This is a genomic window from Clostridium nitrophenolicum (assembly GCF_055391695.1).
In genome coordinates this window covers 4246889-4267756 of sequence record NZ_AP042469.1, presented here as the reverse complement: position 1 = coordinate 4267756, position 20868 = coordinate 4246889, and the positions used below count along the sequence as shown (strand labels likewise).

Below are 20868 nucleotides of genomic sequence, written 5' to 3'. Positions count from 1 at the left end.
GAGGAAGGAGAAAAATGAGTGAAAACAATAAATTTGATGAATTAAGAATAGATTTATTTAATGAAATGATGCAGTGGGAAAAGGATGAAAGCATAACGGATGAATTCAGGAGAAATTTTTTTAAGCTAATAGAAATATGTACATTCTCTATGATGGAAGGAGAAGATAACTTTTTTGCACTATTTACTATGCAGATGAAAAGGGAAATTAGATTGGATTTGCCTACAGCAGTAGGCAATGTGGCATCTATGTCTCATTTTACAATATATTTTAATCCTTATATTTTTCTGCAATGTTCTTTAAAAGAGATGAAAGCTTTGTTAAAGCACGAAGTTTACCACATTATGTACAATCACTTGAAAAGAGCAAAAAATTTAAAAGACAAATATTGTTCTACTGCAATAAATAGTGCAATGGATATTTCAATTAATCAATATATAAGTCATATGCCTGCTTGGTCAGACAATATTAGGAATATAGCTCTAAGCTATAATATAGATTTACCAAGAGATCTACCTTTCGAGGAATATGCAAGGCTTATTCAAGAAGGGATTGATAAACTTAAATCATCTGAAGGATTAAAAATTTTAGAAAACAAGGACAGTGAAGAGCTGGATTTTATAAAAAAGTCTCATGATTCTGCACATGCTCATGACTTATGGGAGAGTTCGGAAGAGTCCTTTAATTCTGAACAGATAAAAGAGCTCACAAAAAAGACTGCAGATAATGCAGCAAAGGGAAAGGTTCCCTCTGCATTTCAAAAAATTATGGAAGAGCTGAATACTAAGCCGGAAATTTCATGGCAGAATTATTTGAAAAGAACTATAGGAATAAATCCGACGGGGTATAAAAAGACTATCACAAGAAAAGATAGACGACAACCTGAAAGGCTTGATTTACGAGGAAAGCTTTCAAAATATACTGCTCAAATTGTTGTTGCAATTGATATAAGTGGAAGTATAACAGATAAAGAAATAGATCAAATTATAAAAGAAATTTTTGGAATAATAAAAATTCATACTTCTGAAATAACTATAATAGAATGTGATAATCAAATAAGAAGAATATATAAAGTAAAAAACAAAAAGGATGTAAAGAAGAAGCCAGATACTAAAGGAGGCACTGCATTTTCACCTGTAATTGAATATATGAATAAGCACAATATGGCAAATCATTTTCTAATTTATTTTACCGATGGATTAGGTGAAGTAAAATTAAGTTGCATCCCAGCAAACTATAAAATTTTATGGGTACTTACAGGAAAAGAAGAAAGTCTTTCGCTAGAAAAAAGTTATGGCGTGGTTAAAAAGCTATCAGGAGCTAAAACAGAAAAGGCAGATCCTGGCTATGCTAAAAACACCATGAAAGAAATTTTGATGGAATGGGCAAAATGACATTAGATGTTACAAGTTTTTCTATATTTATTGTTGACAATTTTACTCGGCTTTGTTATTATGAAAATGAAAGCATAGTAAAACACTCAACATTGAAGGGAGTGGTTAAGTGAAGCTATCAACTAAAGGTAGATATGGTGTAAAAGCTATGGTTGACTTGGCTATTCATTTTGGTGAAGAACCGTCATCCATAAAAAGTATATCGGAAAGACAAAATATTTCGGAATATTATCTTGAGCAGTTGTTCTCTCCGCTTAGAAAGGCAAATTTAATAAAAAGTATAAGAGGTGCTCAAGGTGGATACATATTGAGCAGGGCTCCAAAAGATATAAAAATATCTGATATCATGAGAGTACTAGAAGGTCCTATTGAAATATCAGACTGTATAGATGGGAATAGTGAGAATTCCTGCAGCAACATAGAATGTTGTGCTACTAGACTTTTATGGTCAAGAATAAAGGAAAGTATAGATACCGTTATGGAGTCCACAACACTCCAAGACATGGTAGATGATTATAATAAAATGAAATCAAACAGAGTGAAAGGGGATAATATCAATGAGTAATAAAAAAGTTTATATGGACTATTCAGCTACTACTTATACAAAACCAGAAGTGTTAGAGGAAATGATTCCTTATTTCACAGAACACTTCGGAAATCCATCCTCATTATACTCAATGTCAGATGTGCCTAGAAAAGCAGTTAACACTGCAAGAGAAAGGGTAGCTAAAGCTATAAATGCAGAAAAGGATGAAATATTCTTTACAGCAGGTGGATCAGAAAGTGATAACTGGATACTAAAAGGTATAGCACTTGCGCATAAAAGTAAAGGCAATCACATCATAACAACTAAAATTGAACATCATGCTATATTACATGCTTGTAAGTTTCTTGAAAAGAATGGATTTGAAGTAACATATCTTCCAGTAGATGAATACGGAATAATAAGCTTAGAGGATTTAAGAAACGCTATTACAGATAAAACAATACTTGTATCAATAATGTTTGCAAATAATGAAATAGGCTCCATTCAGCCAATAGCTGAGATAGGAAAGATATGCAAAGAGAAGAAGGTTTTCTTCCATACAGATGCAGTTCAAGCTGTAGGTCATGTTGTAATAGATGTAAAGGAAATGAACATAGATGCACTTTCAATGGCTGGACATAAATTCTATGGTCCAAAAGGAATAGGTGCAATGTACTTAAGAAAAGGAATAAAAATTGAAAACCTAATTCATGGCGGCGGACAAGAAAAAGGCAAGAGAGCTTCTACAGAAAATGTTCCAGGGATAGTTGGTCTTGGAAAGGCTGTTGAACTTGCTGTAGAAGAATTAGAAACAGAATCAAATAGATTAAGAGCTCTTAGAGATAGACTTCTAAATGGATTAGTTGAAAGAGTACCTTATGTTAAAATAAATGGACCTATAGGCGAAAATAGAATGCCTGGAAACGTTAACTTAAGCTTCATAGGAATAGAAGGAGAAACTTTACTTCTTGATTTAAATGATGAAGGAATATTTGCTTCAACAGGAAGCGCCTGTGCATCAGGATCACTAGATCCTTCACATGTACTTTTATCCATAGGTTTATCCCATGGCGTAGCACATGGTTCATTAAGATTGAGCCTTGGAGCAGGAACTACTGAGGAAGAAGTTGAATACGCACTAGAAGTAATTCCAAGAATAGTTAAGAGAAGAAGAGAGATGTCACCGTTCTGGGAAGATTTTATAAAAAATCAAAAGTAATAATTCGGAGGTAAATAATTATGATGTACAGTGAAAAAGTTATGGAACATTTTAGAAATCCTAGAAATGTTGGCGAAATTGAAGATGCTAACGGAGTAGGAGAAGTTGGAAACCCACAATGTGGAGATATAATGAAAATTTATATAAAGGTAGAAGATAACATAATAAAAGATGTAAAATTTAAGACTTTTGGATGTGGATCAGCTATAGCTTCATCAAGTATGGCTACAGAACTTATAAAGGGAAAAACTGTAGAGGATGCATGGAATTTAACTAACAAAGCTGTTGCTGAAGCTTTAGACGGACTTCCACCTGTTAAGATGCATTGCTCAGTGCTAGCAGAAGAAGCTATTCACAAAGCAATAAACAATTATAGAGAGTCAGTAGGATTAGAACCTTGGGAAATGAAAACTCATTCAGAACATATTCATGACCACGTACACGGAGAATAAAAATAAAGCCATTAGCTATTGCTAATGGCTTTATTTTTTATGGGACACTGGGCTGAAAGTTAACTTATACGACCGAATATATTTACAGTTCTTTGTTACGTAAATACTTTTTCTTTTATAGTTATATTTATTAGTTTTATTGGAAAACATACTAAAAGGTAAAGTGAAACTTGCTTTATTTATATATCATGGGGTGATAGTATGTATAGAACAAGAGATTTTATGCTTATGGATGTGATAAGTGTAAATGGCAAGAAACTCGGATTTATCAATGATATATTAATAGATTTTAATAAAAAAAAAGTAGTTGGATTTAGTATATCATCTACTAGTTTGTTAAGGAAAAATTTAAATGTCATGATTGAGAATGTAGTAAGTTTTAATTCAGTTATGGTTACTACTGAAACATTTAAAGGAAAATTTCTAGAATTTAAAGATATTAAAGGAATGGATATTAAAGACAGAAGAGGCAATATAATAGGAATGATTGAAGATATTTTATTCGATGAAGATTCTTTTATCATAGGAGCAGTAATAATATCTACAGGTTTTATTACAAATTTTATCTCAGGCAAAAAAATAATATTAATAAATAATTTAGTGCTAGGAGAAAAAAATATGCTTTATAACGAAAGAAATGCAAACCTCAATTTTACAAGTTTACCGCATAAATTGTTTATGGAAGATGATGTGAATGAAAAAAATAGAAAGAAAGATACTTTTTAAATACATAATACTCCTTGTAGGTATACTGTTAATAATATTTCTATGTCTTAAAAACTCTGTCATTAGAGAGGTTCTATATTTACTATTTATATCATTTATAATTGCATATACTGTAAGGCCATTGCAAAAAAAGATGCAGCAATATGGAATGAGTAGGAGAACAACAGCATTGGTATTGATATGCGTACTAATACTAATAGTTATAGCTGCAGTTACATTATTAATACCATCAATATTTAAGGAAAGTTTAAATATAAATACAACCTTTGATAATATTCAAAGACTCGTAGATAAATTCTATTCTAAACTAAAACCATTAAGCAACAATAAAACGATGTATATTATAATTGATAAGTTACATAATAGAATAAACAACCAGACAATAGGATTTTTTACAAATATATTTGAATCTGCACTAAACATCGGTCAAAATATTGTTACTATAGCTGTAGTACCTATAATATCATACTACTTTTTATCAGATGGGCATAGTATAGGAAATAGAATATTAAACTTTTTTCCAATTAAAAGCAGAACGATGGTAAGAAAGATAGGCTGTGATATAGATAAAATACTTGGAAGATATATTGTAAGTCAATTACTTTTATGTTTACTTATTGGAGTAGCGACCTTCATAATTCTTATTTTTTTAAAAGTAGATTTTCCAGTAATTTTATCTATATTGAACGCATTTTTCAATATAGTTCCATATTTTGGGCCAATATTTGGAGCAATTCCTGCAATATTTATCGCATTAGTGGATTCTCCGGAAAAGGCACTATATACATGTATATGGTTATACCTTCTGCAGCAGATTGAAGGAAATATAATTTCTCCAAAGATAACTGGTGATAGTATTAGTATGCATCCTCTAATAGTAATATTACTACTTATAATAGGGGGAAAGGCTGCAGGCTTTTTAGGAATGATACTGGCAATTCCAATTGGAGTTATAATAAAAATAGTATATGAAGATTTAAACTACTATTTATTTTAGAATTTTTGTAAAAGCATTAAATATATTTTTATTTTTATTTAGTATTAACTATAAACAAATATTGACACAGATTATATTTTTATTTATAATTTGTATCATAATTAGATATCAAGACAATGATTGGAAGGAGTAAATATACTCTGTTACACAAAGAGAGGAAGTGCTTGGTGAAAACTTCTTGTAACATATGTTGAAGCAGTCCAGGAGTCATATTATTTAAAGAGATCAGCTTATATGTAAAACAAATTATTGTTAGCATAAATTAGAAGTACTAGTAAAGCTGAGAATTAGGGTGGTACCACGGAATAAACTTTCGTCCCTTACGGGATGAGGGTTTTTTTTATTAAACAAATAAATTTAAGTTACAAAGGAGAGATGACAATGGAAAAGTTAGGCTTAAATCAAATTAGAGAGATGTATTTAAGCTTTTTTGAGAGCAAAGGTCATTTAAGACTACCGAGTTATTCACTTATACCTAAGAATGATAAGAGTTTACTACTAATAAATGCAGGTATGGCACCTTTAAAGCCATATTTTACAGGTATGCAGACTCCACCAAGAACTAGAATTACTACTTCTCAAAAATGCATAAGAACTGGGGACATAGAAAATGTAGGAAAAACTTCTAGACACGGAACGTTCTTTGAGATGCTTGGTAACTTCTCATTTGGAGATTATTTTAAGGAAGAGATTATTCCATGGGCATGGGAGTTTACAACAGAAGTTTTAAAGCTGCCTAAAGATAAATTGTATGTAACTATTTATTTAGATGACGATGAGTCTTTTGACATATGGACTAATAAAACAGATATTGATCCTTCAAGAATATTTAGGTTAGGAAAAGATGATAACTTTTGGGAGTTAGGTATTGGACCTTGTGGACCTTGTTCAGAAATACACTTTGACAGAGGAGAAGGAAAATTAAATAGTGCAGAGGAATTTGTTAAAGCCTCAGATGAAGATAGGGTAATTGAGTTTTGGAATCTTGTATTTACACAGTTTGATAAGGATGAAGCAGGAAATTATAATAGACTTGCAAAGCCCAATATAGATACAGGAATGGGACTTGAGAGAATTGCCGTAATAATGCAAGGTAAAAATAACATATTTGAAGTTGATACTTTGAGAGCAATACTTGATGAAATAAGTAAAATGGCAGATGTAGAATACGGAAAAGATGAAAAAACTGATATTTCCATGAGAGTTATAACTGACCATATTAGAAGTGTAACCTTTATGACTAGTGATGGGATTTTACCATCTAATGAAGGAAGAGGATATGTTCTTAGAAGGCTTTTAAGAAGAGCTGCAAAACACGGAAAATCCTTAGGAATAAATGAAGGATTTTTGTATAAGCTAACAGATGTAGTTATAGATAGTTCAAGTGGAAATTATGCAGAGCTTAAAGAGAAAAGAGACTATATAAAGAAGGTTATAAAATTAGAAGAAGAAAGATTCGATGAAACTATAGATAGTGGAATGCATATAGTAAATGAATACATAGAAGATCTTCAAAATAGTAGTGCATTTGTACTATCAGGGGAAAGGGCTTTCAAACTATATGATACCTATGGATTTCCTATAGAGCTTACTCAAGAGATACTTGAAGAAAAAGGTATGACAGTAGATCTAGATGGTTTTGATAGAGAAATGCAAAACCAAAGAGAAAGAGCAAGAGCAGCTAGAGAAGAGACTAACTACATGGGGGCTAAAGACACAATATTAAACAAAATTCCTTTAGAAATAGAAACTGAATTTAATGGCTATGATACTCTAGAATTAAATTCAAAGGTAAAAGTTTTAATAAAAGGAGAGGAATTTGTAAATCAGCTTTGTGAAGGTGAAAAAGGAATTATAGTCACTGAAGAAACTCCTTTTTATGCAGAAATGGGAGGTCAAGTAGGTGATAAGGGAATAATGTTCGCAGGATCCTTTAAAGCAGAAGTTTTAGATTGTAAAAAGAATGTTGCTGGAAAAGTATTGCATTTTGTTAAAGTAGTTTCAGGAAACATCAGTGTAGATGAAGAAACTACACTAAGTGTAAATGCAGAAAGAAGAAACAATATAAGAAGAAACCATACAGCTACTCATATTCTAAATGAAGCATTAAGAAAAGTTTTAGGAGAGCATGTGCATCAATCAGGTTCATATGTTGATAATGAAAGGCTAAGATTTGATTTTAATCACTTTGAGGCTGCAAGTGCTGAGGAACTTAAAAAGATAGAAAATCTAGTCAATGAAAATATTATGAAAGTCCTAAATGTTGAAACTCAAGTTATGACTTTAGAAGAAGCTAGAGAAAGTGGAGCAATTGCTTTATTTGATGGAAAATATAAAGATGAAGTAAGAGTAGTTGTAGTGGGGAATTTTAGTAAGGAATTGTGTGGAGGAACTCACGTAGGAAACTCAGGAGAAATCGGTTTATTTAAAATAGTATCAGAAGCTGGTGTTGCGGCTGGAATAAGAAGAATTGAAGCAGTTACAGGGCCTACAGCTCTTGCACTTGTTGAAGAAAAAAATAATCTTTTGAAAGAAATTGCAAATAGATTAAAGTGTGGAGAAAAAGAAGTTCTGCATAGATTAGATGTACAGTTTGCTGAGCTAAAAGAAAAAGAAAGAGAAATTGAAGAGTTAAAGGCTAAGCTTGCAAGCGGTTCAGAAGATGAAATATTAAATAATTTTAAGGAAATAAATGGAGTTAAGCTTCTTACTGGAACGCTTAGAGATATTGATGGCAATGCTCTTAGAGAACTTGCAGATAAAATTAGAAGCAAGGCTGGAGAGTGTGTTGTAGTTCTTGGAAGTGTAGCTGAGGGAAAAGCTCAATTTGTAGCGATGGCATCTAAAGCTGCAATTGAAAAGGGTGTTCATTGTGGAAAAATTATAAAAGAAGTTGCATCTATCGCTGGAGGCGGCGGTGGTGGAAGACCAGATATGGCACAGGCAGGTGGAAAGCTGCCAGAAAAGTTAGATGAAGCTATAGGAAGCTGTGCTGGAATTGTGGAAAAACTGGTTAAATAGTATACATTTTTATAAATATGGGCTATAATATAGTTAATAGATATTGTTAGCGGGGTGAGAAAATGGGAAACGATAATACTATTCAGTTTGATATTTCTAAAAATAAAAAGGATTTGACTAAGGAGATATTAACTGAAATTTACGATTCACTAATTAAAAAAGGTTATAATCCCGTGAATCAGCTTGTAGGCTACTTAATATCTGGTGATCCAACATATATTACAAATTATAACGGTGCAAGATCACTAGTAAGAAAGCTTGAAAGAGACGAAATATTAGAAGAGGTTCTAAAAGCGTATTTAGGGATAAAGTAAGGCTTTATGATGGTCCATTGCTCCTCTGACTGAAGGAAGAGGAGTTTCATTTTACTTTATATGAAAATTTAACGTCACTCATACAGAGGTTACAGTTTTAGTGTGTAAGTGATAAGCTAGTAGTGGATTAATGAAGTTTGAGTGTCGGGTAAAATAAAAATGCCCTTATGGGCATTTTTATTTTAAATTTGAACATAATAATTAGGAGAATAACATGAGAATACTAGGATTAGATATAGGAGATAGAACTATAGGTGTTGCAGTAAGTGATCCCCTTGGACTTACAGCTCAAGGAATTACAACCATTAGAAGAAAAAGCACTGAAAAAGACCTAGAAGAGATTAAAAAAATTTGTGAGGAATATAGCGTAGAATCTATTGTGGCTGGACTTCCTAAAAACATGAATGGAACTTTAGGACCTCAAAGTGAAAAGGTAATAAGTTTTTGTGATTTGATAAAGGAAGATATTAATTTACCGATTAATATGTGGGATGAAAGACTAACTACAGTAGCTGCTCACAGAGCTATGTTAGAAGCAGATTTATCTCGTGCAAAACGAAAGAAAATTGTAGATAAAATGGCAGCTATATACATACTTCAGGGATACTTAGATAGTATTGCAAAAAAGTAAAAGAGATATTATAATTACATATTATGTCATGGAATTATATGGATGGATTATTATTTGAGAATAAAATATTAAATTTTGAGAGGTGAAAATTCATGGAAAATGATGTAACAAGCATAGTTTTAAATGATGAAGATGGAAATGAAATAGAATTTGAAGTAATAACAAAGATGGATATAGAGGACAAAGAGTACGTAGTAGTTGTACCAAAAGACGGTGATGAAGAAAGCACTGATGAAGCAATTGTACTTAGAATTGACAAAGATGAAGAGGGAAATGAAATATTGGTTACTGTAGAAGATGATGACGAATTTGCAATTGTTTCTGAAGCATATGAAACATTGTTCAGTGAGGATGAACTTAATTAGGCTCTATTTACTCCTCTAACGTTAGTAAGAGGAGTTTAATTTTAGTATTAATTGATTTTCAATTGACAATGAAAAATTTTAGTATTAAACTAAAATTTGAAACTAATACTAAAAATAAATTTTGAAGCGGGGTTATTATGATGGCAAAGCTTTCGTCTGAAGAAGTTGAAAAATTAAAAAGTAATTTAAAGGAAAAAGGATATAAGCTTACACCACAAAGAAGAGCTATAGTAGACATAATGATAAGAAATGAAGGCAGTCATTTAACAACTGAAGAGTTATATGATCTTGTGAAAAAAGAATGTCCAGAAATAGGTCTTGCTACAGTTTACAGAACAGTACAACTATTAGAGGAATTGGGCGTAATATGTAAGTTAGACCTTAACGATGGCTGTAATAGATATGAGCTAGTACATGAAGAAGAAAATCATCAGCATCATCACCTTGTATGTACTAACTGTGGAAAAGTAATTGAGGTAGAGGGAGATTTACTAGAGGTTTTAGAAAATGAAATAGTTGAAAAGTATAACTTTAAAATTACTAACCACAGTGTTAAGTTTTATGGGATATGTGATGACTGCATTAAAAAATAAATAAAAGAATTTAAATTAATATATGAAGAAGGAGGGGAGGATTTTTGCGCAAAGAAAAAGATAAAGTAAAAATTATTCCATTAGGTGGATTAAATGAAATAGGAAAAAATTTAACCGCCATAGAGTATAAAAATGACATAATTGTAATAGATTGTGGGCTGAAATTTCCTGATGAAGAAATGCTTGGTATAGACGTGGTAATACCAGATATAAGCTATCTTCAAAAAAATATAGATAAGGTAAAAGGAATATTTCTAACTCATGGTCATGAAGACCATATAGGAGCGTTACCATACGTACTGAAAGAGATGAACGTTCCCGTATATGGCACTAAATTGACGTTAGGAATTGTTCAAACTAAATTAAAAGAACATAACTTGCTTAGCGTTGTAGATTTAAAGTGTGTAAAGCCAAGAGATATAGTAAAGCTTGAAGGTATATCAGTGGAGTTCATAAGAACAAGCCATAGCATCGCAGATTCCGTAGCAATTGCAATTCATACCCCGGTGGGTATTGTATTACATACAGGAGATTTTAAAATAGACTACACTCCAATTGATGGGTGTGTAGCTGATCTAACAAGATTTGCTGAACTCGGGAAAAAAGGTGTACTCGCGATGCTTGCGGATAGCACTAATGTTGAAAGACCAGGATATACCATGTCTGAAAGTATAGTAGGAGAGACCTTTGAGGATATTTTTTCTAGTGCAAGAGGAAGAATAATAGTAGCTACATTTGCTTCACATGTTCATAGAATACAGCAAATTATTAGAGCTGCAATAAAGTATGATAGAAAAGTTGCTGTTTCTGGAAGAAGTATGGAAAATATAATGGAAGTAGGCATGGAACTTGGATACATTGATGCTGACAAAGATATATTTATAAATGTTGATAATATAAATAAATATCCAGAAAGCAAAATTGTTATTATAACTACTGGTAGCCAAGGAGAACCTATGTCAGCGCTTTCGAGAATGGCGGCTTCAGAACACAAAAAAATCAGTATTCTTCCAGGGGATATGGTAGTAATATCTGCAAATCCTATACCAGGAAATGAAAAACTTATATCAAGAGTTATAAATCAATTATTTAAAAAGGGTGCAGAAGTTATTTATGAGTCATTGGCAGATGTACATGTTTCTGGTCATGCTTGTCAGGAAGAATTAAAACTTATGCATACTCTTGTAAGACCTAAGTTTTTTATACCGGTTCATGGTGAGTATAGACATCTAAAGCAACATGCAGAGCTTGCGATTAAACTTGGTATGTCATCAAATAATATTATAATTGGTGACAATGGGGAAGTTATAGAGGTAAGCAGAGATGCCATAAGAAAGAATGGCACAGTAGTATCTGGTCAGGTATTTGTTGATGGGCTTGGAGTTGGAGATGTTGGTAATATAGTATTAAGAGATAGAAAACATCTCTCACAGGATGGAATACTTACTGTAGTAGTTACTATTGAAAAGGAATCTGGTAGTGTAATTGCAGGTCCAGATATCATTTCAAGAGGATTTGTATATGTTAGAGAATCCGAAGACCTAATGGGTGAGGCTAGAGAGTTAGTTAGAGATGCCTTAAGAGAATGTGAGGAAAAACGTATAACTGAATGGGCTAGTATAAAATCTAATATAAAAGAAGTGTTAAGAATGTTCCTATATGAAAAGACAAAGAGAAAACCAATGATATTGCCTATAATTATGGAAATATAAGATTTATAAGATTGAGAATGAATATATATTTAATCATTCTCAATTTTCAATTATGTTAAAGGAGAATATATTATGAATATTTATGACAAAGCTCATGAATTTGCAAGAGAATTAGGTAAATGTGACGAAGTTGTAAAGCTTAAAGAAGCTAGTAAGAAAATTGAAGGTGATGAGTCCAGCAGAAAAATACTTGATGATTTTAGAAAACTTCAAATTGAAGCATATACTCAACATATGCAAAATGGATCAGTATCTGAAGAGATTCAAGAAAAGCTTAGAAACATAGGTACCGTTATTTCAATGAATGCTTCAGTTAGTGAATATCTTCAAGCAGAACAAAGATTCAGTATTATGTGGGATGATGTACTTAAGATATTAAATGATGCTATTGGAATAGATTTTACTTTTGGAATGAATAAATAAAATTCTACATAAGTTGACTTTTTCAGACTATAATAATAAAATAGATAGAGTGAGCAAAAATTGGGTACTAGAAAGTATCCAATTTTTTTGAGTGTTTAACGGTAAAGGAATTATCTACTGTTGATTTATAAATAAAATAACACTTTATTGTTCTGTTTATTTAATAGAACTAAAACTTGCAACAATTTACCGTATGATTATAACCTATTTACTCATGTTTTATTTATAAATCAACAGATATATAAAAATTATTTATTTAATTTGGAGGAATAATAATGAATTTATTTGTAAGAAACGATATAAGAAATGTGGCTATAATTGCCCACGTTGACCATGGTAAGACTACATTGGTAGATGCTCTTTTAAGACAAAGTCACGTTTTTAGAGAAAATGAGAAAGTTGACGAAAGAGTAATGGATTCAAATGACCTTGAAAAAGAAAGAGGAATAACTATACTTTCTAAAAATACTGCTGTAATGCACAATGGAATTAAAATAAACATAGTAGACACTCCAGGTCACGCAGACTTCGGTGGAGAGGTTGAACGTGTACTTAAAATGGTAGATAGTGTTTTACTTGTTGTAGATGCCTATGAAGGACCTATGCCTCAGACTAAGTTTGTTTTAAAGAAAGCTTTAGAATTAAATTTAAATCCAATAGTTGTTATAAATAAAATAGATAGACCAGATGAAAGAGCAGCAGATGTACTAGACGAAGTATTTGACTTATTTGTAGAGCTTGGAGCAAATGATGAGCAATTAGATTTCCCAGTAGTATATTGTTCTGCAAGAGCTGGATTTGCAAAAAAAGAATTAGAAGATGATTCAACAAATATGGACCCTCTATTTGAAGCTATTATAAAAAATGTACCAGCACCAGAAGGACATTTAGATATGCCACTTCAAATGCTAGTTACTACAATTGATTACAATGAATATGTAGGAAAAATAGGAATTGGTAAAATAGAAAGAGGAAGCATTAAAAAGAATCAGCAGGTAGCACTTATAAGAAAAGATGGAAAGATAGATAATGTTAAAGTTTCAAGTTTATATGTTTATAATGGACTTAAGAAAGAAGAAACAGAGGTCGCACAGCTTGGAGATATAGTAGCTGTTGCTGGTATTCCAGATATAAATATAGGAGAAACATTAGCAGATATAAATAACCCTGAAGCACTTCCTTTTGTAGAAATAGATGAGCCTACGTTAAGCATGAATTTCATGGTTAATGACTCACCTTTTGCTGGTCAAGATGGAGATTTTGTTACATCAAGACATCTTAGAGATAGATTAATGAAAGAATTGGAGACGAATGTATCTTTAAGAGTTGAAGAGACAGAATCTGCAGATTGCTTTAAGGTAAGCGGAAGAGGAGAACTTCATCTTTCAGTTTTAATTGAAACAATGAGAAGAGAAGGATATGAGTTCCAGGTTTCTAAGCCTTCTGTTATATTTAAAGAAGAAAATGGAAAGAAGCTAGAGCCAATAGAGTACCTTACAATAGATGTGCCAGAAGAATTTATGGGACCTGTTATGGAAAAGTTAGGACCTAGAAAAGCTGAAATGGTAAATATGACATCAGCTGTTAATGGATATACAAGACTTGAATTTAAAGTTCCAGCTAGAGGTCTTATAGGCTTTAGAAATGAATTTATGACTGATACTAAGGGTAACGGTATAATGAATCACGTTCTTCATGATTATGAAGAGTATAGAGGTGAAATTCCAGAAAGAACTAGGGGATCAATTGTAGTATTTGAAACTGGAACATCAATCACTTATGGATTATTTAATGCACAGGAAAGAGGAATATTATTTATACCAGCAGGAATGGATGTTTATCAAGGAATGATAGCTGGAGAATCTTCAAGAGCAGAAGATATTGATGTTAATGTATGTAAGAAAAAACAGTTATCAAATACAAGATCTTCAGGAGCAGATGAAGCTTTAAAATTAGTACCTGTAACTCAAATGTCCCTAGAGCAAAGTCTTGAGTTTATAGCATCAGATGAACTTGTGGAAGTAACTCCTAAGAATATAAGAATGAGAAAGAAAATTTTAAATTCTGACATGAGAAGAAAGGCCATGAGAAAAAAATAAAAAAGGGGCTATATTACGATGAAGAGAAAAAGTTTTCTGAAGATCTTTTTATTCTGCCTTGTTATTCTAATTATATTAGCTGGTTCAGCATTATATTTAAAGGTTAGTATAGCGAGACATCCTTTAAAATCACAAGACAGTAAGATTCAGTTTACAGTAAATAGTGGAGAAGACTTAAATAATGTTATAGAAAACCTAAAGAAGCAAAATAGCGTGCGAAATGTTTATTTTGTTAAGGCTTATATAAAAAAGAATAATATTAAACAAGATGTTAAGCCAGGGCAGTATTCTTTTTCAGAAAATATTTCTTTAGAACAATTTATTCGATATTTAAACAAAGGAATTAAAGATGACCAGCCTGTAAAAGTTGTTATACCAGAAGGATATGATTTAGAGCATATTGCCGCTTTATTAGAGAAAAAAGGCATAATAAATAAAGCGGATTTTATTAAAAGTTGTAAGGAATATAGTGTTCCAGACTTTGTAAAAAATGATCCCAAAAGGAAGTACAGTTTAGAAGGCTATCTTTTTCCTGATACCTATGAATTCCTAAAAGGAACAGAAGGAAAAGAGATAATTGATGTTATGTTAAAAAGATTTTCTAAAGTAATTAATAATATTCAAATAGAAACTGGTAAAAATATTAATAACCAAGACTTAGATAAGATAATAACTATGGCATCAATTATAGAAAAAGAAGTTGATAGGCAGGATGAAAGAGGTAAGGCGGCATCTGTATTCTATAATAGATTAAAAAAAGGCATGAAGCTTCAATCTTGTGCAACGGTTTTATATGCCTTAGGTGTACACAAGGATAAGTTATATTATAACGATTTAAAGGTAAATTCGCCTTACAATACGTATATTGTAAATGGGCTGCCTATAGGACCTATTTCTAATCCAGGAAAAGAGTGTATTAAAGCAGCAATAAATCCTGATAATACTAATTATTTATTCTTTGTTTCAAAAAACGATGGAACTCATTTTTTTACAGATAATGAGAAGAAGTTTCTTGAGGTAAAGAAGGTAACACAAGGTGAGTAATATAAATTAATAAAAATATATGGATAGTTGGCAGATTAATTTTAATATAGCTGTCAACTATTCATATTATAAAGAATTAATATATAAAATAACTCATAGAAATTTAACTTAGTGTAAGGTTGGAGGATTAAATGAGCGGAATTACATATGATTACATGGAAGAATATATAAGAGGGCTTATAAAGGACCACAGTGGCATATTAAAAGAACTAGAAGATTATGCACATAGCAATTTTGTCCCTATAATTCATAAAGAAGTAGCTAAATTTTTAGAAGTAATGATTAAAATAAAGAAACCTCTAAAAATTCTAGAGCTAGGTACTGCTATTGGATATTCAGCAATACTTATGAGTGTAAGTTCAAAGGGAGAAAGTTCTATTACTACAGTTGAAAGAGATTCAAAGATGATAGAATTAGCTCAAAATAATATTGAAAAATCTGGACTAAAAGATAAAATAAATATTATACAGGGAGACTGCTTAGAGGTTTTAGAAAAGTTAGATGATAAATATGATTTAATATTTATGGATGCTGGAAAAGGACATTATAATCATTTTTTACCACATTGTATGAGACTTTTAAGTGAAAATGGAGTAATAATTGCTGATAATGTTTTATTTAGAGGAATGATAGCTTCCGATGAATTAGTAGAGAGAAGAAAGGTAACTATAGTTAAGAGAATGAGAGAATATCTAGACACTGTATCCCAAGATGATAAATTCATAACTTCCATTATTCCTATGGGAGATGGTATTGCAGTTACCTTAAGGAGGGATTAATAATATGAAAAAACCAGAACTATTGGCACCAGCAGGTAATCTAGAAAAGCTAAAAACAGCTATAAATTTTGGTGCAGATGCTGTATATCTTGGAGGAAGCAAACTTAATTTAAGAGCTTTTGCAGATAATTTTACAGATGAAGAACTAAAAGAAGGTGTGGAGTATGCCCATTCAAGAGGGAAAAAGGTATTTGTTACTATAAATGTATTTCCACATAATGAAGATTTAATCGGATTAGAAGAGTATTTAAAATATTTATATAATTTAAATGTAGATGCCATAATTGTATCAGACCCTGGAATAATAATGACTGCAAGGGAAGTGGTTCCAGATTTAGAAATACATTTAAGCACACAGGCTAATAATGTTAACTGGAAATCAGCAATATTTTGGCATAAACAAGGAGTTAAAAGAATAGTTCTTGCAAGAGAATTGTCATTAGAAGAAATAAAGGGTATTAAAAGAAATATTCCAGAATCCTGTGAGTTAGAATCCTTTATTCATGGATCTATGTGTATGGCATACTCAGGAAGGTGCGTAATATCAAACTATATGACAGGAAGAGATTCAAATAGAGGACAGTGTGCTCAACCCTGCAGATATAAATACTATCTTGTAGAAGAAAAAAGGCCTAGTGAGTATTTTCCTGTTGTTGAAGACGAAAAAGGTGCGTATATACTAAACTCTAAGGATTTATGTATGATTGAGCATATACCAGAATTAATTCAGTCCGGTATAGATTCGTTAAAAATAGAAGGAAGAATGAAAAGTGTATTTTATGTGGCGAGTATAGTAAAGTCCTATAGACAGGCTATAGATGCATATTTTGATAATCCAGAAGAATATGTATTTCAGAAAAAATGGTTAGATAATCTTGAAAAGGCAAGCCATAGAGTATATTTTACTGGGTTTTATTTTGGAGATCCAAATAAGCAAACATATGAAACATCATCATATATAAGAGATTATGATATAGTAGGTGTAGTAAGAGAGTACGATAAGAGTACAGGATTAGCTACAATAGAACAAAGAAACAAAGTGCTTGAAGGAGATACAGTAGAGGTTTTAAGATCGGTAGGAGATAACTTTGAGATAAAGCTAGATGATATGAGAAATAGTAAAGGTGAAAAAATACAATCAGCTCCTTCAGCTCAGATGATATTTACAATTAAGACAGATATAGAACTAGAAAAAGATGATATGCTAATAAAAAGTAAGATTAATAGTTAGAAATATACTAAGAGGGGGATAACTAATGAAACGTCCAATTCTTATAGGAATTACTGGAGGAACTGGTTCAGGTAAGAGCACAATTGCTAAAGAGATATATACAAAATTTAATGAAGAATGCATTGCTATGATTGAACAGGATTCTTATTATAAAGATCAAAGTCACCTTTCAATAGAAGATAGAACAAAAACAAATTATGATCATCCTAATGCATTTGATACGCCATTGCTTGTAGAACATTTAAAATCATTGTTAAATAGTAAAGCTATTGATAAACCAATATATGATTTTGAGGTTCATAATAGAAAGCAGGAGACTATAAGAGTAGAATCTAGAGAAATAATAATTGTTGAAGGAATATTAGTTCTTCAGGAAAAAGAGTTAAGAGATCTTTTAGATATAAAAATATACGTAGATACTGATGCAGATGTTAGAATAATAAGAAGACTAGTAAGAGATATCAACGAAAGAGGAAGAACAGTTGATTCTGTTATAAATCAATATTTAAATGTTGTAAGACCAATGCACATGCAATTTATTGAACCTACTAAAAGATATGCTGATATAATAATACCAGAAGGCGGCCATAATAAAGTAGCCATAGACATAATGGTAGCAAATATAAAGCATATATTGCAAAAAGAAGAATAAAATGGTGAATAAAAAACCTCATTTTGGACAAAATCTTGTCTGAGATGAGGTGTTTTTATTATGATGATAAAAGTCAGTAGATTGATAATAAGAAAAAGGCAGTATGTAGTCTTTGGAATCTTTATAACTTTGCTCAGTATATTATATTTGAGAATAGTTAAATTTCAGTACTTTAAATCGGATAAATTGAGCGTAATGGCTGATTCACAGTATTCTTATAAGGAAGATATAACAGATGCAAGTTATCAATTATTCGATTGTAATGGAAAACAATTGCTTGATTATAATAAAAAATATTATGCTGTGATATCTCCAGAAATATTTTCGAAAAATAACCTGGATACAGAGCAGGACAAAATTTTAACACTTATGTACATACTGCGAAATTACAATAATGACTATGATTTGTCAAAAGCTGGAGTGCTAAGCAGCAGCAAAAAAATTTATTATGAAATAGATGAGAGTACTTATAATAAGTTAAAAGACATTAAGGAAATAAAAGGTTTTTATACTTATACTTACTCTGCATTAGAAAAAGGCGAGGCTTGGAAAATAGAAAATCTTTTAATTAATACTAAAAGAACAGATAATAATGAACAAAAGTCACAGGATTCTTTAGAAATGCAGATTAATAATAAAACCAAATCAAATAAAAAACCTCAAATTATTTTTAATAGAGATGTAAATGGATCTATAGTGGAAGAAAAAACTGAATTACCTAAAGATAATGTAAATGTAAGGTTAACCTTCGATAAAAACATAGAAAATAAGATAAAGGAAATTCTAAATAATGATAAAAATAAGAGTTTTCAACAAATAGGAGTAGTTTTAATGGAGGCTGACACTGGAAAAATAAAGGCTTTAGTACAGAAGGATGATACTAAACCCAATGTTAATTTAGGCGTTGCAACCAACCATGGATTTTTCCCAGGATCTATATTTAAGATTATCGTCGAAGAGGCTGGATTAGATAGGAAAACCATCAGTACAACGGATAACTTTACTTGCAGAGGTTTAATTGAACTAGAAAGTCATAGTAAGCATGGTACCTTGACTCCAGAGGAAGCACTTGTGGTTTCCTGTAATGATATATTTGCACAAATTGGAGCAAAAGTAGGCTTTAATAATTTTTATGATAATGCAAAGGCACAGGGGTTATTCGAAAAGGTATTAGGGTTTGACAGTGAAAAACAAGGAGCCTTTGAAGTTAAAGAACCGAAGATTAGTGATGGCAGTTTAGGTCTCGCTTCTATAGGACAGAACCTCAGAATAACACCTATAGAAGCTATAAGTATTGCTAATACTGTTGCCAATAATGGTACCTATGTAAAGCCATACATCATAGATGCCTATGTTGACGACAATAATACAGAGCTTGAAAGTTTATCAACGGAACAGCGCCCTGTTATCGAGAAGTCTACAGCAAATATTATGAAGAATCAAATGATAAAAGTAGTAAAAAAGGGTACTGGGCAGGCTGCATATATTGATAATGTAGAAATAGGAGGCAAAACAGGAAGTACTACAAGGGTGGAACTATCAAAACAAGCTGGTCAACCAGAAACTCATTCAGACGGATGGTTTGTGGGATTTTTCAAAATAAAAGATAAGTATTATTCAATGACTGTTTTTGTTCAGGATATTGATAAGGATAAAGAGAGTGGAGGAAGTACTGCAGCACCGATTTTCAAAGATATTGTAAATGGAGTATCGCAATATTTGGAAAAATAAATTTATATAGTTAATGCACTTTTTTTAGTTTTGCTTCATAATATATTAATAAGCACTATTAGGAGGAGCATCCCGTGTATTTAGCAAATTGCTTATTAGATATTATGGGCAGCATGTTTTTCTTAACTGCCTACGTAACAAATACAAGTTCCTTTCCTCAACCTCTAAACGATAAAGAAGAGGAGTATTATTTAAAAAAACTTAAGGATGGAGACGCTTTAGCAAAAAGTATTCTTGTAGAAAGAAATTTAAGGCTAGTGGCCCATATAGTAAAAAAGTATTCCTATCCAGGAAAAGAAGTAGATGATTTAATATCTATTGGAACAGTTGGTTTAATAAAAGCCATCGATTCTTTTGATGCATCCAAAGGTACGAGACTTGCGACCTATGCAGCAAAGTGCATTGAAAATGAAATACTTATGCTTATTAGAAACAATAAAAAAACTAAAAGTGAAGTATATTTACAGGATCCAATTGGTATTGATAAGGAAGGAAATGAAATATCCCTAATGGATGTACTTAGCAGTGAAGAAGACTCTATAATCGAAATTGTAGAAAATAAGATGCAAATTAAGAAACTATACTCGAAAATAAATTCATGTTTATCAGAAAGAGAAAGAAAAGTAGTAGAAATGAGATATGGATTATTAGAGGGGCAGCCAAAAACTCAAAGAGAGATAGCTAAAATTCTTGGGATATCTAGGTCTTATGTATCTAGAATAGAAAAGAGAGCGCTTAAAAAGCTATATAAAGAGTTAAATTATGGGAAAAAGTAACTTAAATAACTGAGAGTTAGTAAAAAGGATTGAGGAAATTCTTTATTACTGATTCTCAGTTTTTAATATTTATAATTTCTTAGTTAAAGTTTTCATTATTAGTTAAGTTAATGAATAAAAAAGGTAATTTAATAAAAAAGGTAATTTAATAAAATTTTATACATAAATAAGAGGAATTTGATA

General features: G+C 31.3%; 20 protein-coding genes and 1 other annotated feature. All 20 genes read left to right on the top strand.

Features of this window, described 5'->3' with window-relative positions; genetic code table 11:
- Positions 1-14 precede the first annotated feature (14 nt).
- The 20 genes from ACZ5N4_RS20205 to sigK all read left to right on the top strand — a co-directional run bounded on the left by ACZ5N4_RS20205 (position 15) and on the right by sigK (position 20685).
- A complete protein-coding gene (locus ACZ5N4_RS20205; RefSeq protein WP_464204301.1) occupies positions 15-1394 on the top strand; it encodes a vWA domain-containing protein in 1380 nt (459 codons plus the stop codon).
- 109 nt (positions 1395-1503) lie between these two features.
- On the top strand, positions 1504-1959 hold the full coding sequence (locus tag ACZ5N4_RS20200; protein ID WP_464204300.1) for an RrF2 family transcriptional regulator: 456 nt from the start codon (positions 1504-1506) through the stop codon (positions 1957-1959).
- The gene (gene nifS, locus ACZ5N4_RS20195) at positions 1952-3139 is read left to right on the top strand and encodes a cysteine desulfurase NifS (protein WP_464204299.1); all 1188 of its coding nucleotides are present in this window, start codon (positions 1952-1954) and stop codon (positions 3137-3139) included. Before ACZ5N4_RS20200 ends, nifS begins: the two co-directional genes overlap by 8 nt.
- Positions 3140-3162: 23 nt before the next feature.
- Complete coding sequence (nifU, locus tag ACZ5N4_RS20190) at positions 3163-3591, top strand: Fe-S cluster assembly scaffold protein NifU (RefSeq protein ID WP_211143385.1); 429 nt, start codon at positions 3163-3165, stop codon at positions 3589-3591.
- Between the two features lie 201 nt (positions 3592-3792).
- Positions 3793-4317, top strand: coding sequence for a PRC-barrel domain-containing protein (locus ACZ5N4_RS20185; RefSeq protein WP_464204298.1), 525 nt, complete (start codon positions 3793-3795; stop codon positions 4315-4317).
- On the top strand, positions 4286-5314 hold the full coding sequence (locus ACZ5N4_RS20180) for an AI-2E family transporter (protein ID WP_464204297.1): 1029 nt from the start codon (positions 4286-4288) through the stop codon (positions 5312-5314). The genes ACZ5N4_RS20185 and ACZ5N4_RS20180 overlap by 32 nt, the downstream gene beginning before the upstream one ends.
- A 107-nt stretch (positions 5315-5421) precedes the next feature.
- Positions 5422-5638, top strand: a binding site (T-box leader).
- 57 nt (positions 5639-5695) lie between these two features.
- Positions 5696-8335 (top strand): alanine--tRNA ligase, encoded by a 2640-nt coding sequence (gene alaS, locus ACZ5N4_RS20175; RefSeq protein ID WP_464204296.1) that lies wholly within the window; start codon positions 5696-5698, stop codon positions 8333-8335.
- A gap of 62 nt (positions 8336-8397) precedes the next feature.
- Positions 8398-8649, top strand: coding sequence for an IreB family regulatory phosphoprotein (locus ACZ5N4_RS20170; protein ID WP_178907914.1), 252 nt, complete (start codon positions 8398-8400; stop codon positions 8647-8649).
- Between the two features lie 214 nt (positions 8650-8863).
- Positions 8864-9280: a Holliday junction resolvase RuvX gene (ruvX, locus tag ACZ5N4_RS20165; protein ID WP_464204295.1), complete on the top strand. Its 417-nt coding sequence runs from the start codon at positions 8864-8866 to the stop codon at positions 9278-9280.
- A 92-nt stretch (positions 9281-9372) separates the two neighbouring features.
- Entirely contained in the window at positions 9373-9645 is a 273-nt protein-coding gene (locus ACZ5N4_RS20160; protein ID WP_464204294.1) for a DUF1292 domain-containing protein, read from the top strand.
- A 140-nt stretch (positions 9646-9785) separates the two neighbouring features.
- Positions 9786-10238 (top strand): Fur family transcriptional regulator, encoded by a 453-nt coding sequence (locus ACZ5N4_RS20155; protein WP_464204293.1) that lies wholly within the window; start codon positions 9786-9788, stop codon positions 10236-10238.
- Between the two features lie 44 nt (positions 10239-10282).
- Positions 10283-11950: a ribonuclease J gene (locus ACZ5N4_RS20150; protein ID WP_464204292.1), complete on the top strand. Its 1668-nt coding sequence runs from the start codon at positions 10283-10285 to the stop codon at positions 11948-11950.
- Between the two features lie 72 nt (positions 11951-12022).
- A complete protein-coding gene (locus tag ACZ5N4_RS20145; protein ID WP_178907918.1) occupies positions 12023-12373 on the top strand; it encodes a YlbF/YmcA family competence regulator in 351 nt (116 codons plus the stop codon).
- Between the two features lie 275 nt (positions 12374-12648).
- The gene (gene typA / locus ACZ5N4_RS20140; protein ID WP_464204291.1) at positions 12649-14472 is read left to right on the top strand and encodes a translational GTPase TypA; all 1824 of its coding nucleotides are present in this window, start codon (positions 12649-12651) and stop codon (positions 14470-14472) included.
- An 18-nt stretch (positions 14473-14490) separates the two neighbouring features.
- Positions 14491-15516 (top strand): endolytic transglycosylase MltG, encoded by a 1026-nt coding sequence (gene mltG / locus ACZ5N4_RS20135; protein ID WP_464204290.1) that lies wholly within the window; start codon positions 14491-14493, stop codon positions 15514-15516.
- Positions 15517-15647: 131 nt separating this feature from the next.
- A complete protein-coding gene (locus tag ACZ5N4_RS20130; protein WP_464204289.1) occupies positions 15648-16295 on the top strand; it encodes an O-methyltransferase in 648 nt (215 codons plus the stop codon).
- Between the two features lie 4 nt (positions 16296-16299).
- Positions 16300-17526: a peptidase U32 family protein gene (locus tag ACZ5N4_RS20125; protein ID WP_464204288.1), complete on the top strand. Its 1227-nt coding sequence runs from the start codon at positions 16300-16302 to the stop codon at positions 17524-17526.
- 25 nt (positions 17527-17551) lie between these two features.
- On the top strand, positions 17552-18178 hold the full coding sequence (gene udk, locus ACZ5N4_RS20120; protein WP_464204286.1) for a uridine kinase: 627 nt from the start codon (positions 17552-17554) through the stop codon (positions 18176-18178).
- A 60-nt stretch (positions 18179-18238) separates the two neighbouring features.
- A complete protein-coding gene (locus ACZ5N4_RS20115; protein ID WP_464204285.1) occupies positions 18239-19909 on the top strand; it encodes a penicillin-binding transpeptidase domain-containing protein in 1671 nt (556 codons plus the stop codon).
- A 74-nt stretch (positions 19910-19983) separates the two neighbouring features.
- Positions 19984-20685, top strand: coding sequence for an RNA polymerase sporulation sigma factor SigK (sigK, locus tag ACZ5N4_RS20110; RefSeq protein WP_464204283.1), 702 nt, complete (start codon positions 19984-19986; stop codon positions 20683-20685).
- The last annotated feature ends 183 nt before the right edge of the window (positions 20686-20868 follow it).

Coding starts and splice junctions, on each gene's coding strand:
- ACZ5N4_RS20170 (WP_178907914.1), top strand. CDS start 8,398: ATGGGAAACGATAATACTATTCAGTTTGATATTTCTAAAAATAAAAAG.
- ACZ5N4_RS20205 (WP_464204301.1), top strand. CDS start 15: ATGAGTGAAAACAATAAATTTGATGAATTAAGAATAGATTTATTTAAT.
- ACZ5N4_RS20130 (WP_464204289.1), top strand. CDS start 15,648: ATGAGCGGAATTACATATGATTACATGGAAGAATATATAAGAGGGCTT.
- ACZ5N4_RS20155 (WP_464204293.1), top strand. CDS start 9,786: ATGGCAAAGCTTTCGTCTGAAGAAGTTGAAAAATTAAAAAGTAATTTA.
- ACZ5N4_RS20115 (WP_464204285.1), top strand. CDS start 18,239: ATGATGATAAAAGTCAGTAGATTGATAATAAGAAAAAGGCAGTATGTA.
- ACZ5N4_RS20160 (WP_464204294.1), top strand. CDS start 9,373: ATGGAAAATGATGTAACAAGCATAGTTTTAAATGATGAAGATGGAAAT.
- ACZ5N4_RS20125 (WP_464204288.1), top strand. CDS start 16,300: ATGAAAAAACCAGAACTATTGGCACCAGCAGGTAATCTAGAAAAGCTA.
- udk (WP_464204286.1), top strand. CDS start 17,552: ATGAAACGTCCAATTCTTATAGGAATTACTGGAGGAACTGGTTCAGGT.
- mltG (WP_464204290.1), top strand. CDS start 14,491: ATGAAGAGAAAAAGTTTTCTGAAGATCTTTTTATTCTGCCTTGTTATT.
- ruvX (WP_464204295.1), top strand. CDS start 8,864: ATGAGAATACTAGGATTAGATATAGGAGATAGAACTATAGGTGTTGCA.
- ACZ5N4_RS20145 (WP_178907918.1), top strand. CDS start 12,023: ATGAATATTTATGACAAAGCTCATGAATTTGCAAGAGAATTAGGTAAA.
- nifS (WP_464204299.1), top strand. CDS start 1,952: ATGAGTAATAAAAAAGTTTATATGGACTATTCAGCTACTACTTATACA.
- alaS (WP_464204296.1), top strand. CDS start 5,696: ATGGAAAAGTTAGGCTTAAATCAAATTAGAGAGATGTATTTAAGCTTT.
- nifU (WP_211143385.1), top strand. CDS start 3,163: ATGTACAGTGAAAAAGTTATGGAACATTTTAGAAATCCTAGAAATGTT.
- ACZ5N4_RS20180 (WP_464204297.1), top strand. CDS start 4,286: ATGAAAAAAATAGAAAGAAAGATACTTTTTAAATACATAATACTCCTT.
- ACZ5N4_RS20185 (WP_464204298.1), top strand. CDS start 3,793: ATGTATAGAACAAGAGATTTTATGCTTATGGATGTGATAAGTGTAAAT.
- typA (WP_464204291.1), top strand. CDS start 12,649: ATGAATTTATTTGTAAGAAACGATATAAGAAATGTGGCTATAATTGCC.